Origin of the sequence: Pantoea pleuroti (assembly GCF_014156615.1) — a bacterium.
In the GTDB taxonomy this organism is placed as follows: domain Bacteria; phylum Pseudomonadota; class Gammaproteobacteria; order Enterobacterales; family Enterobacteriaceae; genus Pantoea; species Pantoea agglomerans.
In genome coordinates this window covers 54,684-66,714 of record NZ_SBFD01000002.1, presented here as the reverse complement: position 1 = coordinate 66,714, position 12,031 = coordinate 54,684, and the positions used below count along the sequence as shown (strand labels likewise).

At 57.8% G+C, this 12,031-nt stretch carries 15 protein-coding genes; 10 read left to right on the top strand and 5 right to left on the bottom strand.

The window, feature by feature from the left end; genetic code table 11:
* Positions 1 to 5: 5 nt before the first annotated feature.
* Positions 6 to 563, bottom strand: coding sequence for a hypothetical protein (locus EPG66_RS04290; RefSeq protein ID WP_022625839.1), 558 nt, complete (start codon positions 561 to 563; stop codon positions 6 to 8).
* A 61-nt stretch (positions 564 to 624) separates the two neighbouring features.
* On the bottom strand, positions 625 to 954 hold the full coding sequence (locus EPG66_RS04285) for a hypothetical protein (protein ID WP_031593460.1): 330 nt from the start codon (positions 952 to 954) through the stop codon (positions 625 to 627).
* Positions 955 to 1,168: 214 nt separating this feature from the next.
* Here EPG66_RS04285 and EPG66_RS04280 point away from each other — a divergent pair, with 214 nt between their 5' ends.
* The 3 genes from EPG66_RS04280 (at position 1,169) to EPG66_RS04270 (ending at position 2,344) form a co-directional block, all read left to right on the top strand.
* Positions 1,169 to 1,348 (top strand): hypothetical protein, encoded by a 180-nt coding sequence (locus EPG66_RS04280; RefSeq protein WP_010246220.1) that lies wholly within the window; start codon positions 1,169 to 1,171, stop codon positions 1,346 to 1,348.
* 184 nt (positions 1,349 to 1,532) lie between these two features.
* Positions 1,533 to 1,916 (top strand): hypothetical protein, encoded by a 384-nt coding sequence (locus EPG66_RS04275; RefSeq protein WP_010246217.1) that lies wholly within the window; start codon positions 1,533 to 1,535, stop codon positions 1,914 to 1,916.
* A 14-nt stretch (positions 1,917 to 1,930) separates the two neighbouring features.
* The gene (locus EPG66_RS04270) at positions 1,931 to 2,344 is read left to right on the top strand and encodes a GNAT family N-acetyltransferase (RefSeq protein ID WP_010669877.1); all 414 of its coding nucleotides are present in this window, start codon (positions 1,931 to 1,933) and stop codon (positions 2,342 to 2,344) included.
* Here EPG66_RS04270 and EPG66_RS04265 read toward each other — a convergent pair whose 3' ends face one another.
* Complete coding sequence (locus EPG66_RS04265) at positions 2,345 to 3,007, bottom strand: MBL fold metallo-hydrolase (protein WP_010246210.1); 663 nt, start codon at positions 3,005 to 3,007, stop codon at positions 2,345 to 2,347.
* A gap of 22 nt (positions 3,008 to 3,029) precedes the next feature.
* Positions 3,030 to 3,953, bottom strand: coding sequence for a muramoyltetrapeptide carboxypeptidase (gene ldcA, locus EPG66_RS04260; protein WP_010669878.1), 924 nt, complete (start codon positions 3,951 to 3,953; stop codon positions 3,030 to 3,032).
* Between the two features lie 164 nt (positions 3,954 to 4,117).
* Between ldcA and emtA the strand changes: the two genes are divergently transcribed.
* Positions 4,118 to 4,747, top strand: a complete 630-nt coding sequence (gene emtA / locus EPG66_RS04255) for a membrane-bound lytic murein transglycosylase EmtA (protein WP_010246204.1) — start codon at positions 4,118 to 4,120, stop codon at positions 4,745 to 4,747.
* Positions 4,748 to 4,757: 10 nt separating this feature from the next.
* Here emtA and EPG66_RS04250 read toward each other — a convergent pair whose 3' ends face one another.
* Positions 4,758 to 5,714: a sugar-binding transcriptional regulator gene (locus EPG66_RS04250; RefSeq protein ID WP_031594568.1), complete on the bottom strand. Its 957-nt coding sequence runs from the start codon at positions 5,712 to 5,714 to the stop codon at positions 4,758 to 4,760.
* A 183-nt stretch (positions 5,715 to 5,897) separates the two neighbouring features.
* Here EPG66_RS04250 and EPG66_RS04245 point away from each other — a divergent pair, with 183 nt between their 5' ends.
* The 6 genes from EPG66_RS04245 to EPG66_RS04220 all read left to right on the top strand — a co-directional run bounded on the left by EPG66_RS04245 (position 5,898) and on the right by EPG66_RS04220 (position 12,030).
* Complete coding sequence (locus EPG66_RS04245; protein WP_083068346.1) at positions 5,898 to 6,839, top strand: D-ribose ABC transporter substrate-binding protein; 942 nt, start codon at positions 5,898 to 5,900, stop codon at positions 6,837 to 6,839.
* Positions 6,840 to 6,841: 2 nt separating this feature from the next.
* The gene (locus EPG66_RS04240) at positions 6,842 to 7,441 is read left to right on the top strand and encodes a DUF2291 family protein (protein WP_031594566.1); all 600 of its coding nucleotides are present in this window, start codon (positions 6,842 to 6,844) and stop codon (positions 7,439 to 7,441) included.
* Positions 7,441 to 8,955 carry a sugar ABC transporter ATP-binding protein gene (locus EPG66_RS04235; protein ID WP_069026090.1) on the top strand — a complete coding sequence of 505 codons (1,515 nt, stop codon included), beginning with the start codon at positions 7,441 to 7,443 and terminating at the stop codon, positions 8,953 to 8,955. The genes EPG66_RS04240 and EPG66_RS04235 overlap by 1 nt, the downstream gene beginning before the upstream one ends.
* 2 nt (positions 8,956 to 8,957) lie before the next feature.
* Positions 8,958 to 10,064 carry an ABC transporter permease gene (locus tag EPG66_RS04230; protein WP_010246189.1) on the top strand — a complete coding sequence of 369 codons (1,107 nt, stop codon included), beginning with the start codon at positions 8,958 to 8,960 and terminating at the stop codon, positions 10,062 to 10,064.
* Positions 10,065 to 10,262: 198 nt separating this feature from the next.
* Positions 10,263 to 11,093 (top strand): transketolase, encoded by an 831-nt coding sequence (locus EPG66_RS04225; RefSeq protein WP_182686071.1) that lies wholly within the window; start codon positions 10,263 to 10,265, stop codon positions 11,091 to 11,093.
* Positions 11,086 to 12,030 (top strand): transketolase family protein, encoded by a 945-nt coding sequence (locus tag EPG66_RS04220; RefSeq protein ID WP_010669881.1) that lies wholly within the window; start codon positions 11,086 to 11,088, stop codon positions 12,028 to 12,030. The genes EPG66_RS04225 and EPG66_RS04220 overlap by 8 nt, the downstream gene beginning before the upstream one ends.
* Position 12,031: the final 1 nt, after the last annotated feature.

Sequence of the window (12,031 nt, the reverse complement as noted above, 5' to 3'; positions counted from 1 at the left end):
GAAGATCAGAGTGAACGGGCGGCGACGCAGGCCGGATAGACGCTCACCAGGAAGTGACGCAGATGATCAAAACACCATTCGGCGTCATCCGCCTGCGGACAATAGAACTGAATGGTGATCTTTTCATAATCGCGCTGACGCTGGCGCAGCGGCGACCAGCTCCAGTCGAGTACCGAGCGGGCATAATTGACCAGCGTCTCGGCGGGCATCTGGTGTTGCTGCTCCTGCCCGGTCAGGTAGCGATAAAAGTTCGCTTCCAGCTGCAGCGCCTCCTCAAAGCCGTGTTGCGGCAGGTCGGGACGAAAAGCCACATCGATAAAGCCACAGACCGCATCTGCCTGCTGCTGCCAGTCGCAGGCCAGGGTCATAAACAGCCCCTCCTGCAGATTGATCTCCTCGACCAGCCGCCGCAGATTCACTGAATGGTTCAGCACCGCGATCTCCTCAAGGCGACCTGTTTCCAGCGTCAGATCAAAGCCACAGGGATTCACGGAGCCATCCGCATTGCGGGTGGCGGGGAAGGGGAAGTCGATATAACCGTTGTTATCCAGACGCTTTTCCATCGGGGAGACCTGCTGCTTGACGTTTCCTGACAATAAACCATCTGGCAGCAGGATTCATCACTTATGGACAGGTCCAGGTGATTTGGGTGTCCTGGTAAGGGTTGATCAGGCGGAACTGCTTATCTGACAGGCGCTGCGCGTAATAACCCTCAGGCGTGACGGCGGAGGGAACATATTTAAACCGATCCAGCGACTGCAGCGGGCCACTCTTAACGCTGACCTTATCCCGGGTCACGGTGAAGCTATTAACCAGATCAAAAATCACGCCCTGGGTCTGTCCCAAAGACTGACCATAAATTGTCGAGACCTCACCCGGACATTCCACCCCTTTCGGGCCAGATGAACATCCAGTCACCATCGCGATGAGGATAAAAATGCTGAGACGCATCATGATTTTCTACCTGCTTCAATCCCTGGGAGTTTCGTGGCGCAGAGTCTATCCTGCTGCGTCACTGATTACTTAATCATAGCAGTTTACGCTGCGCTTCCTGTTTGAGATTTGTTTAATCGTTAAGCAACAGGAATGTAAAAGGGTGACTTTGCTTATCAATAAACGTTATTCTTGGCTTCTTTGCGCACCACTTAGGCAAATTCAGGGATAAATGATGAACGAAGAAGAAGCAAGTCTAATGATTATTCGCCATGCGATTGACCAGTTAGAAGCCGATAAGAAGCAACAGGTGATCGCTTGTTCAGCGGATATACGTGCAGCAATGCAGGCTTATGATAGCGAGAATGCCGGGCTGGCACTGATGTTAGTGGCCGCCGAGGTAGCAGCCGAATAATCATATCCGGTCAGTGTGGCAGCCTGTTACGCTGGCCGGATTACTTTATTTTTTCTCAACTTTCAGATTTCTTCGCACGCCGATTCTATCTTTCAATGGTCTTGCTGTGGGTTACCCCGCGTCCCTTCTCTGTCCTGTGATGTGTTAAGCTAAAAAACCTCAATAAAATCAGCGGAGACATAGCATGAAGGCAGCATTAATTGCCCTGGGCCTGCTGGCCTGTCACATCGCACCCGCCTGGAGCGAGACGGAATTTCAGCTTAACTGTCCCGGCCGGACAACCATGACCGTTTCGCGTGCCGAATATGGTTTAACCACGTTAATGTGGCCGCCGGGGCATTTCCAGATTGCCGCTGGTCAGCAGCGTACCCGTTTAGAGGCGGGTGATAAGGTGGCGATTACCCGCTTTCGCAATGGCGATCAGCTGATTGTGAACCAGCGCAGCCAGGCGACCTTTTTTGTCTACCGCGACAGCGATAAACTGCTGCCCTGCAGCCGCAGCGAAAAACGCGATGTTGATGCGTTGAGCCTGGAGCGCTACGACGATCGTCAGCACTCCGACACTTAACCCCCGGAGCCACTATGCAACCCGAGATTACCGATAAGGTCACGACGCAGGATCTGGATGAAGTCAGGCTGGGTCTGACTGCGTTCAACAGCAAATATATTAATATTGATGAGATCAGATCGATCGGCGTGTTTATTCGTGATGACCAGGGCAGAAAGCTGGCCGGACTGACCGGATCAACCGCCGGAAACTGGCTGCGGATTGATATGCTGTGGGTGAGTGAGGCGCTGCGCGGGCAGGGAGCGGGCAGCAAGCTGATGCAGGCGGCAGAGCAGGAGGCGCGTGATCGCGGCTGCCGCTTTGCCCAGGTGGATACCGCCAGTTTTCAGGCGCGGCCGTTTTATGAAAAGCTCGGCTATACGCTGCGCTTCAGCCTGGATAACTATCCGCGGCATCATCAGCGCCACTATCTGACGAAAGCCCTGTAATCAGAACAACGGTTGCTGTCGCAAATCCAGCGGATGCTGTTCAGCTTCATCAATGGCGGCCAGCCAGCTCTGCAGCGTGACTTTTTTCCAGGAGAGATGCCCGCGCGTGGTACTCATCAGTACCACGTCGGGACGCAGGGAGCGGTAAAACTCCAGCGTCTGACTCAGTTCAGCCGGATTACTGTCCGGCACCAGCACCGTGATCCAGCGGTCATGCGAACGCGTCACGGTATCGCCAACAAACAGATAGGTAAGCCCCAGCGGCGAGGTGTAGAGATAGCTGCAACTGCCCGGTGTGTGTCCTGGCGTTGGCAGCAGATGGAAATCCCCGAAGTGCGTCTCCTGCTGCGAAAAGGTGTCATCAGGCTCAGCAAAACGGCTTATGGGGCCCAGCGATCGGCTATGGCAGTAAAGTGCGCTGCTGAAGCGCTGCTGGATCAGCGCCGCACCGGGCGCGGATTCATGCCAGTGGGTAAGATAGTGGCGGATCACGCCGCCGGTATCGGCCATGACTTCATGATCGAGCGGATTTTCTACGCGGCCAATCAACAGATTGCCGCGCGGGTGACGCAGCATAAAGCCATGCATCATCAGGTCATTAACGGCATCTTCCACCGGAAATTCCGGGGTTGAGATCCACAAATCGTCATACAACGGCTTCAATGTCGATCTCCTGAAACAAACGCTATTCCCGCAGGACGGGATGCCCGGTCGCCTGCAAACGGGCGTGGCCCTGGCTGACCGCTAATCGTGCGCTGGCACCCAAAGGCAGTGTTACGGTGTCAGCGGCATGACCAAAATCTAATCCACAAATCAGCGGCAGACCGGTGGTGTCACGCAGTCGCTGCCAGACGGTGCTGAAGTCAAACCCGTTGTCATATTCTGTCAGGGCTGTGCTGGTGAAGCTACCGGTAACGATCGCCCGCTGTCGCGCCAGAATGCCGCTCTGCTGCAGCTGAATCAGCATGCGTTCAATGCGGAACGGATGCTCATTCACATCCTCAATCACCAGAATGCCGTTCTCAAACTGCGGCATCCACGGCGTACCAATCAGTGAGCAGATCATCGCCAGATTCCCGCCCCACAGCGTACCCTGCCATTCGCCCTCATCAGGCGTTTCGCTTTGCCATGTCACCTCTACTGTAGGTGAAGTCAGTGCCTGCCAGAAGTGGTGAAGGGTAAATTCAGATAAGGTCGCGGCGCCGAAGTTACCGGCCAGCATCGGTGCGCTGAAGGTAATCAGGCCGACCTGCGCCAGCAGCGCCAGCTGAATCGCGGTGAAGTCGCTGTGGCCGCACAGCGCCAGCGGCTGATTCAGCAGCCGGCGTTGCAGGCCGATGTAGTCGATGGACTCCAGTAACCGGCTGGCACCATAACCGCCACGCACCGCCAGCACCACATCGGGCAGCGTGCTGAGGCTGGCAAGCTGGTTGATATCCGCCAGGCGCTCCGCGTCCGTACCGGCGAAGCGCTGAAAACGGCGGGTGATCACCTGCTCGTTCTCTACCTGATGGCCGGCCGCGCGCAGTCGTGCAATGCCCTGCAGCGCCGCAGGCTGATTGTGACAGTAACCGGAGGGGGAGATAAGACGAACTGAACGTGAAATCATCATACTTTCCTGCTGTTAGCGCCTGACTGACGGCGATGATGGCGAAAAGCGCCGCTGAAGTCACGGTACGCGCCGCATTTTCATGCATTTAGGATAAACGGTAATTTTGCTCTCAGGCTGCCTGGGTATGATAGCATTCGCCACAACAGCTACGAGATGAAAAATTGCTGAAAATCCGACACCTTATACTCTCAGCGTTACTCCTGACCGGCTGTGCCAGCGAGCCACCGCACCATGCCGTTAAGCAGCGCAACACGCCGTTAACTCAGGCACCGCCGTCCAGCGTCAATGGCACCTGGGCGATGTTTACCGAAGATGCCGCCAGTCATTATGGCGTTGATGAGAAGTTGATCAGCGCCATTATCAGTGTCGAGTCGGGTGGAAATCCGGGCGTGGTGAGCCGTTCAAATGCGGTGGGGCTGATGCAGATTAAAGCTTCGACCGCCGGGCGCGAAGTCTATCGCACGCTGGGCCGTCGTGGTCAGCCATCGAATGCCGAGTTGCGCGATCCGGCCAAAAATATTGATATCGGCACCGCCTATATCCGCATTCTGCAGAACTCCGCGCTGTCGGGCATCCGCGATCCGCTGACCCTGCGCTATGCCACCATCGTCTCTTATGCCAACGGCGCAGGGGCGTTACTGCGGACCTTCTCCAGCGATCGCGATCGGGCCATTGCGATGATCAATGCCATGTCACCGGATGAGTTCTATCAGCATGTGCAGAACAAGCATCCGGCGGCGCAGGCCCCGCGCTATCTTTGGAAAGTCACCACGGCTTACCGCACTATCTGACCGGTTGTGATTAATCCTGCGGCGTGAGCAGTAGCCGCGCCGTGGGATAGTCGATGATCAGCACCTTGATATAGCCGCCCAGCAGCGCACCGCGAATCGCCTGCGCTTTCTCTCTTCCGCCTGCCAGCCCGACCACCTGTGGACACTGTTTTACCTGTGCCAGCTCCATACCAATCACCGGATCTTCTTCTGCTTTCAGTACCGGCTGTCCGCAGGCGTCGAAATAGTGCAGACAGATATCGCCTACCGCACCGCGCGCTGCCAGCGTTTGCAGCATCCTGCCATCGTAGTAGTTGCCCGAATTACGTAACAGTGCCGACGGCTCCAGATCGCCAATGCCGACAATCGCCAGATCGACCTGCTCAAATTTACTCAGTACCTCGGCGACCTCCGCGTTGGCAGAGAGCCGCTGGCGATCGCTGACCGAATGCTCAATCGACTGGGACGGCAGCAGCCAGGCGGGGCAGTTCAGCAGCGCCGCCAGATTTTGCGTCAGAATCGTGGCCTGCACATTGCCGTTAGCCCCGACGCCACCCAGCAGCTGGATCACCCCTTTGCAGGCGCTGTTGAGCGGATGCAGCGCATCCACCATCGCCCGGATTGTGCCGCTCCACGACGAAATACCAATCAGCTCATCGTTTCGCAGTCGGGTCTCCAGATAGTGAGCGGCCGCCGATCCAATCGCCTGCTTAATCTGCAGCGGCGACGCCTGATCCGGCACATCCACCACAATCGCCTGCGGCAGGTTATAGGTCTGCTCAATGGCCTTTTCCAGCTCAGGGTAGACGTTGGCTGGTGGCACCACGCTGATCTTGACCACACCTTCTTTCACGCTGCGATTAAGAATGCGTGAGACAAACGACTGCGATAGGGTCAGCGACTGCGCAATCTCTGACTGCTTCAACCCTTCGACATAGTAAAGGGTGGCAATCTTTACCATCAGTCGCTGTTCATCCTGTTTTGCCATCGGTTTTTCCCTCTCTGATTCTGCCCGGTATTGTTAACCAGGATGATCAAAATCACAACGCAGGCTAATTTGTGATCGTTTTCGCTTTTTGACGATCGCGCATTGGACGGCACGTCAGCGCGGGCGCATAGTCATTATGCATATAAAATCGCGTGTGAATATATATTCAAGCGGAGAAAAATAATGACTCGTCCTCTGATCAAACTGACCCTGCTCGCATCGATGCTCGCCTTTTCAGCGACCGCGCTGGCGGCAGAGCAAGGCCTGCTGGCGATTATCACCCCATCCCATGACAACCCGTTCTTTAAAGCCGAGGCGGAAGGGGCCTTAGCGAAAGCCAAAGAGCTGGGTTACGCCACCCTGGTGGCGTCGCACGATGATGACGTAAACAAGCAAAACCAGCTGATTGAGACCGCGATTGCGCGCAAAGCGAAAGCGATCATTCTTGATAACGCCGGGGCCGATGCCACCGTCGGGCCGGTGCAGAAAGCCAAAGATGCCGGGATCCCGACCTTCCTGATTGACCGGGAGATCAACAAAACCGGCATCGCGGTGGCGCAAATCGTCTCTAACAACTATCAGGGGGCGCAGCTGGGCGCGGAGAAATTTGCGAAATTGCTGGGCGGTAAAGGGGACTATGTTGAACTGCTCGGCAAAGAGTCTGACACCAACGCGGGCGTGCGGTCGCAGGGCTATCACGATGTGCTGGATGACTACAGCGACATGAAAATGGTGGCTCAGCAGAGCGCCAACTGGAGCCAGACCGAAGCCTTCAGCCGCATGGAAACCCTGCTGCAGAAACACCCCAACATCGTGGGCGTCATCTCCGGTAACGACACCATGGCGCTGGGTGCCGAAGCCGCGCTGAAAGCCGCCGGGAAAACATCGGTAATCGTGGTGGGCTTTGATGGCAGCGACTACACCCGCGATTCGATCCTCAACAAAGGCAATATTAAAGCGACAGTGCTGCAGCCGGGCTGGGATCAGGCGCAGATGGCGGTCACGCAGGCGGATTACTTTCTGAAGAACGGCAAAGCGCAGAAACAGGAGAAGCAGCTGATGGACTGCGTGCTGATTGACGACAGCAACGCCGCTAAGCTGAAAAACTTCAACCTGGCGAAATAACCATGAAACGGATGCTGGCGGTATTGACCGGTATGGCGCTGCTCAGCGCCTGCACCGTGGTGGATCTGGATGCGGACGGTAAGCCGATCCTGCCGAAGGATCCACACGCGAAACCCAGCTATACCACCCAGACACCGCAGCAGATTGCGGAAGAGACCTGGCAGCCGCGCGTGATGACCACCGCGAACAGCCATGCGCTGAGCTGGGCCGACATGGAGGCGAAAAGTCAGACGGTCAAACCCGGCGGGCGCGAAAGCGTTTTCGTGCGAGCCGGCGGGACAGCCAGCGCCTTTGATGAGAGTAACCCGCGTGAACGCACGCTGACGCTAATGATTAACGGCAAGCCGGTGACGGTCAGTGTCGGGCCGGTGCTGCGCAGTAACGCTATACGGGATGCCGCCGGATTCCGTTTTGAAGAGTTTACCAATCAGGTGCAGTACGCCCAGCTGACCCGGGCGCTGAACCGTCACGCGGTGAAGCAACTGCCACCGCTGGATGCCAGCTGGGTCAACCAGCCGGTGCAGGCGCTACTGGCCGTAACCATCGGGCAGAACAGCGTTGATGATGTGGTAGCGGTTGAGCTGAAGCGGGGGACGCCCTGATGGACGATGAGATCATTCTGCGGACCGAACAGATATCGATGCTGTTTCCCGGCACGCTGGCGCTGGATCGCGTCGACTATCGGGTCTGGCGCGGCAAAGTTAACGTGATCATCGGTGAGAATGGGGCGGGCAAATCGACCCTGATGAAAATTCTGGCCGGGGTACAGCAGCCCACGGCCGGTTCGCTGTTCCTGAATGGCGAGCCGCTGACGCTGAGCAGCACCCGCGACGCCGCCCGGCACGGCATCGGCATGGTGCACCAGGAGCTGAATCTGTTTGAGAACCTGACGGTGGCTGAAAACCTGTTTCTGGGCCGGGAGATCCAGCGCGGCCTGGCCCCGATCAACGAGGCGGAGCAGGCTCGCCGCACCGCCGCGCTGATGGCGCGCCTCGATCAGCCGATTTCACCCCATGAGCGGGTCGGTAATCTCAAAGTGGGTCAGCAGCAGCTGGTCGAGATTGCTAAAGCGCTGGCAGAAGATGCGGACATCCTGATCCTTGACGAGCCGACTTCGGCGCTGAGCAAAACCGAAGTGGAGATCCTGTTCCGGGTGATCCGCGACCTGACGCAGCAGGGCGTTACCGTGATTTATATCTCCCACCGGCTGGAGGAGCTGATGGCGATTGGCGACGTGATCACCATTCTGCGCGACGGGCGCTTCCAGGCAGAAGCGCCGGTCAGCAGCATCGATGTGCCGTGGATCGTGCGTGAGATGCTGGGCAGTGAACCGGTTACCACCTTCCTGCCGGAAGCGCGTGAGTTTGGCGCGCCGGTGCTGGAGGCGCAGCACATCACCTGCGTCAGCCCTAATGGCAATACCCTGGTGGATGACGTCAGCTTTCAGGTGCGGGCCGGGGAAATTGTCGGGATTTACGGGCTGATGGGTGCGGGTCGCACCGAGCTGTTTGAGTGTCTGCTTGGCAGTCAGCGCCACTATCTGGGCAAGCTGTGGCTCGACAGCAAACCGCTGCCGACCCGTCTGCCCACCGCCGACCGTATCCGCATGGGCATGAGTCTGGTGCCGGAAGATCGCAAACGCGCCGGGATTTTCCCGGTGTCATCGGTCGCCAGTAATCTCACCATCGCCAGCCTGTGGCGGCGTCTGTCGCATCGCTTTGCCATTGCCCATCAGGCGGAGCAGCAAGCGGTAAGCCAGACGGTGGGTAACCTGGCGATCAAAATCTCCTCGCCGGACGTGGCCATTAGCGCACTGAGTGGTGGCAATCAGCAGAAAGTGGTGATTGGCCGCGCGCTGCTGACCAATCCGCGTCTGCTGCTGCTGGATGAGCCGAGTCGCGGCATTGATGTCGGCGCAAAAGCAGAGGTGTTTCGCATGATGGTGGCGCTGTCACAGCAGGGCATTGCGGTTCTGTTCTCCACTTCGGACCTGAAAGAGATTATGGCGGTAGCCGATCGCATCCTGGTGATGTCGGGCGGCAAACTTACGGCTGATCTTCCCCGCGACCAGGCGGAAGAGGCAGCGCTGGTGAAAGCAAGTGCGCAGGGGTTCTGAGCATGAAAAGCAATGACAGCGTCGCGCTGACCACACTTCCGGCTAAGGCGTTCAGTTCACGTGAAAGCATTCTGCTGCTGCTTCTGAAGCTGCGCACTTTTATTGCGCTGATTCTGATCGTCGGCTTCTTCGCCATCACCGTGCCGGACTTTCTCGCCACCGGCAGCCTGGTGATCATGGTGAAACACATCGCCATCAACGCCTTTCTGGCGCTGGGCATCACCTTTGTCATTATCACGGCGGGAATTGACCTGTCGATTGGGGCAACGCTGGGACTGTGCGGCATGATCGCCGGCTGGCTGATTACTAAAGGCATTGTGCTGCCGATGTTTGGCATCGCTATTTTTCCCAGCGTCTGGGTGATTGTGCCGGTAGTGCTGCTGATCGGCGCGCTGATTGGCGCGGGCAACGGCTGGATCATTACCCGCTACAACGTGGCACCCTTTATCTGCACCCTCGGTACCATGTACATCCTGCGCGGCGCGGCGATGCTCACCTCCGGCGGCGAGACCTTTCCTGGTCTGCAGGGGAATCCGCTGCTGGGCAACACCGGTTTCGATCGGATCGGTGCCGGAACCTTTCTCGGGCTGCCCTACGCCATCTGGATGATGGTGGTGCTGGCGCTGGTGATCGCCTATATCGCCCGTCGCCTGCCGTTTGGCCGTCAGGTCTATGCCATCGGGGACAATGAACGTGCCGCTGAACTGTCAGGTGTGAAAACCCGGCAGGTAAAAATTCTGGTCTACACCCTGTCGGGATTCTGCGCGGCGATTGCTGGCATCGTGGTCTCATCGCAACTGGTCGCCAGCCATCCGGCTAACGGCACCGCGTTTGAGATGAATGCCATTGCCGCCGTGGTGCTGGGTGGCACGTCGCTGGCGGGCGGACGCGGCACCATCCTCGGTACGCTGATTGGTGCGTTCGTCATTGGCTTTCTGGCGGATGGCCTGATCATGATGGGTGTCAGTGAATTCTGGCAGATGGTGATCAAAGGCATCGTGATTATCATCGCGGTAATTATCGATCAGACCCAGAGCCGGATGCAGCAGAAGGCGGCCGTGGTGGCTCAGAAAGCGTTAATCGAGGAGGGGACACCGGCAAAACCCTGACGGGGAAGTGCGTGGAACCAGACAGGGGGAGCCGCTGTGTGATTCCTGGCAGCGGACGGCCCGGACGGCCTGCCCGGTTTAACGGGCAGAGTAGCGAACAAAGGGCGGTTCAGTTTATTAGCCCCTTTTTTCAGGCACAAAATTTTTTAACCAACGTGAATATATATTCATAATCGATTTAAAATTCAGAGGTAGTGTATGAATCCTTTCAATCTTCCGGTCGATGACCTTGAGCGTCGGGCGCGGGCAATCCGCCGCCGCATCATCCAGCTTAACGCGGGCAGCCCGGCAGGCGGTCATACCGGCGCTGACCTGTCACAGGTAGAGATCCTCACCGCGCTCTACTTCCGCATTCTGAACTGCGCCCCGGATCGCACAGAGGACGATCAGCGTGACATCTATATCCAGTCCAAAGGGCATGCGGTGGGGGGCTATTACTGCGTGCTGGCGGAAGCGGGCTACTTCCCGACCGACTGGCTGGCAACCTATCAGCATGCCGACTCGCATCTGCCCGGCCATCCGGTACGACAGAAAACGCCGGGCGTTGAGCTGAACACCGGCGCGCTGGGTCACGGCCTGCCGGTGGCGGTGGGCATCGCTATCGCGGCGAAAAAAGATAACAGCCCGCGCCGCATCTTTGTGGTGACCGGCGATGGTGAGCTGGCTGAAGGCAGCAACTGGGAGGCGGCGCTGGTGGCGGCGCATTACGGCCTCGACAACCTGGTCATCATCAATGACAAAAACAAGCTGCAACTGGCGGGCGCGACCCGCGACATCATGAACACCGATCCGCTGCCGGAAAAATGGCGCGCCTTCGGGCTGGAGGTCACCGAATGCAACGGCAATGAGATGGCGGCGGTGGTCGACACCATTGAAAATCTGCCGAAGAACGGCAAACCGCAGGTGATTGTGGCGCATACCGAGAAGGGATTTGGCGTCTCCTTTATCCAGAGCAAGGCGGAATGGCATCACCGGGTGCCGAAAGGCGAAGAGATCGCACTGGCACTGGAGGAACTGAAAGATGAGTAATGCACAACATTTAGCAAGCGTCATGGTCACGGCCTTTATCGACGCGGTGAATCGCGGTGTGGATCTGGTGCCGGTGGTAGCCGACTCCACGTCGACGGCCAAAATCGCCCCCTTTATCAAGGCCTTTCCCGACCGGCTGATTAACGTCGGCATCGCTGAGCAGACGCTGGTGGGCACGGCGGCCGGCCTGGCGCTGGGCGGCAAAGTCGCAGTGACCTGTAACGCTGCGCCGTTTCTGGTATCACGCGCAAATGAGCAGGTAAAAGTCGACGTCTGCTACAACAACACCAACGTCAAACTGTTCGGGCTGAATGCCGGGACCAGCTATGGCCCGTTAGCCAGCACCCATCACAGCATTGATGACATCGCGGTGATGCGCGGTTTCGGCAACATCGAGATCTATGCGCCTTCCTGTCCGCTGGAGTGCCGTCAGATCATTGATTACGCCCTTGAGCATGTCGGGCCGGTCTATATCCGTCTGGATGGCAAAGATCTGCCGCAGCTGCACGAAGAAAGCTACCAGTTCAGGCCGGGCGCGATCGACCTGTTGCGTGAAGGCAGCGACATCGCACTGGTGGCGATGGGCTCAACGGTTCACGAGGTGGTTCACGCTGCTGAGCAACTGGCTGAGCAGGGCATTTCAGCCGGTGTGATCGCGGTTCCATCGATTCGACCTTGTGATACCCAACAGCTGCGCAACCTGTTAAATCACTACCCAGCGGTAATTACCGTAGAGGAGCATAACGTTAATGGCGGTGTCGGCAGCCTGGTGGCCGAAGTTCTGGCGGAAGGCGGCTGCGGCATCCCGCTGTTGCGGCTCGGCATTGCAGATGGGGAATATGCGATTGCCGGCGATCGCGCCTCTACCCGCGCCCATCATGGCATTGATGCCAGTAGCGTGGTGAACAGTGCAGCGCGCATCTGCGCAGGAGCATAAA

Bases quoted from the DNA above. Each gene is read 5' to 3' on its own strand.
- EPG66_RS04290 (WP_022625839.1), bottom strand. From the start codon at position 563: ATGGAAAAGCGTCTGGATAACAACGGTTATATCGACTTCCCCTTCCCC.
- EPG66_RS04285 (WP_031593460.1), bottom strand. From the start codon at position 954: ATGATGCGTCTCAGCATTTTTATCCTCATCGCGATGGTGACTGGATGT.
- EPG66_RS04280 (WP_010246220.1), top strand. From the start codon at position 1,169: ATGAACGAAGAAGAAGCAAGTCTAATGATTATTCGCCATGCGATTGAC.
- EPG66_RS04275 (WP_010246217.1), top strand. From the start codon at position 1,533: ATGAAGGCAGCATTAATTGCCCTGGGCCTGCTGGCCTGTCACATCGCA.
- EPG66_RS04270 (WP_010669877.1), top strand. From the start codon at position 1,931: ATGCAACCCGAGATTACCGATAAGGTCACGACGCAGGATCTGGATGAA.
- ldcA (WP_010669878.1), bottom strand. From the start codon at position 3,953: ATGATTTCACGTTCAGTTCGTCTTATCTCCCCCTCCGGTTACTGTCAC.
- EPG66_RS04250 (WP_031594568.1), bottom strand. From the start codon at position 5,714: ATGGCAAAACAGGATGAACAGCGACTGATGGTAAAGATTGCCACCCTT.
- EPG66_RS04245 (WP_083068346.1), top strand. From the start codon at position 5,898: ATGACTCGTCCTCTGATCAAACTGACCCTGCTCGCATCGATGCTCGCC.
- EPG66_RS04240 (WP_031594566.1), top strand. From the start codon at position 6,842: ATGAAACGGATGCTGGCGGTATTGACCGGTATGGCGCTGCTCAGCGCC.
- EPG66_RS04235 (WP_069026090.1), top strand. From the start codon at position 7,441: ATGGACGATGAGATCATTCTGCGGACCGAACAGATATCGATGCTGTTT.
- EPG66_RS04230 (WP_010246189.1), top strand. From the start codon at position 8,958: ATGAAAAGCAATGACAGCGTCGCGCTGACCACACTTCCGGCTAAGGCG.
- EPG66_RS04225 (WP_182686071.1), top strand. From the start codon at position 10,263: ATGAATCCTTTCAATCTTCCGGTCGATGACCTTGAGCGTCGGGCGCGG.
- EPG66_RS04220 (WP_010669881.1), top strand. From the start codon at position 11,086: ATGAGTAATGCACAACATTTAGCAAGCGTCATGGTCACGGCCTTTATC.